Origin of the sequence: Bilophila sp. 4_1_30 (genome assembly GCF_000224655.1) — a bacterium.
In the GTDB taxonomy this organism is placed as follows: Bacteria; Desulfobacterota; Desulfovibrionia; order Desulfovibrionales; family Desulfovibrionaceae; genus Bilophila; species Bilophila wadsworthia.
Map to the genome: position 1 here is coordinate 967,252 of NZ_JH114233.1, position 1,764 is coordinate 969,015.

Annotated in this window: 1 protein-coding gene; it reads right to left on the reverse strand. The window is 64.9% G+C overall.

What is annotated here, in order from left to right; all coding sequences use genetic code 11:
• Positions 1-1,764 (reverse strand): amylo-alpha-1,6-glucosidase (locus tag HMPREF0178_RS16105; protein ID WP_009380875.1); only part of this gene is annotated, 1,764 nt, incomplete at both ends.

The following is a 1,764-nucleotide window of genomic DNA, read 5'->3' on the forward strand; positions in this document are numbered from 1 at the left end:
CGATGCAGCCGTTGGGAAGATGGGGGGGATCGCCGTCAAAAATTTCCGAAACGGACCCGATCCCCGCGTCGCCGAGGTGCTGGGCGAACAAGGGCCGTATGGTCCGCAGCAGCTCCCGCACCGAGCCGGGCACGTCCCATGCCGCCCGCAATACGGCTTCCCCGTACGCCCCCAGCAGCCACGGCCAGACCGTGCCCTGATGGTAGGCCTCATCGCGTTCGGCGGGGCCGCCTTCATACAGAGGACGATAACCGGGCGCGCTCGGTGCCAGCGTCCGCAAGCCGTACGGCGTAAGCAGGCACCGCCGCACGCGGGAAAGCACGCTGGCATACCTCTCCTCGTCCAGAACCGGATAGGGAAGCGAAAGGGCGAAAAGCTGGTTGGGGCGCACGCACGTTTCCACGCCGCCGTCGCGCCACACGTCCGCGAGGTAGTCGCCCCGCTCGTCCGTGACCCAATACCGCTTGAAAAAGACGGAACGCATGGCGTCCAGCTGCTTCGTCCGCCGCCACTCCGGTTCGCCGAACGCTTTGGCGAGGCTGTCCGCGAAGGCCAGCGCGTTGTACCACAAGGCGCTGATTTCCACGGGCTGACCGTGGCGCGGGGTCACCGGGCGACCGTTGGCGACGGCATCCATCCATGTGAGCTGGGTTCCGGGGTTCCCTACGGAAAGGAACCCCTCGGCGTCCGGCGCCACAAAAGGAACCTTGCCGCCGCCGTAGTGTTCAATGATGTTCTTGATGACCGGCCAGCACCGTTCACGGATCAAACCCTTCCGATCCGGCAGCGCCTTGAGCATCTGCTGCACGGCCCAGACATACCAGAGGGAGGCGTCCGCCGAGTTGTAGGCGTGGTTGCCGTCGGCGGAGAAGACGTTGGGGATGAGCCCGTCCCTGACGGCGGAACCGAGGCCGAGCAGCACGTCCGTGCCCTCTTCGGGCCTTCCGGCATAGAAGGTCAGGCCGGGCAGCGCGATAAGCGTATCCCGCCCCCACGATCCGAACCAGTGGTAGCCCGCCGTCACGGCAAGGCCTCCATCGGGCCTCCGGACAAGAAAGCGCTCCCCTTCCCGGGCAAGATGGCCTTCCAGACTCTCCGAGGAGGCCGCCAACCCCATGCGGCGTTCGACTTCCCGCCGCCAGACCTCGCCGATGACGTTGTGCCCGTGCTCCGTCTGGAGCGCCTCCGTCGAAGCGGTGAGGAACACTGGTTTGCCGGGAACAAGCCTGATCTCGAACTGGCCCGGCTGAAACAGATCTTCCTGATAGGCAAAGCCGCGCTCCCGCTCCACCAAATACTCCACATTGAAGCACCAGTCGGGAGCGGCGTTGAAGATGAAGCCGCCCTCCACCTGCATGAACAGGGGCGGCAATGCCTCATACGGCCTCAGGCAGATCCCGGAGGGGGCCGAAAGCGTTTCGGGACGCAGCGCGGGATTCGCGCGGGTGAGGTCATGGGCATTGCGAAAGGCGAGCAAGGGCTTCACACGCAAAACCACCGGAGGCGTGTCGGGAGCGGTGCCGCGCACCTCATACCTGACGAGCAGCAAGCGGTGTCCGGGAATCAGCATCAATTCCCGCGTGAGCGTCACCTCTCCGAAACGGTAACGGAACACCGGCCATTCTCCGGCGTCCATTTCCTCAAGATGCTCATTCCCGCGCGGATAAAAGACGCCGGGATGCTTACGGCAGGAAAAACACAGTTCCCGCCCGCCCACGAGCAATGATTCCTCAAGAGACGACAGCAATACATGCCGCCCCGCCG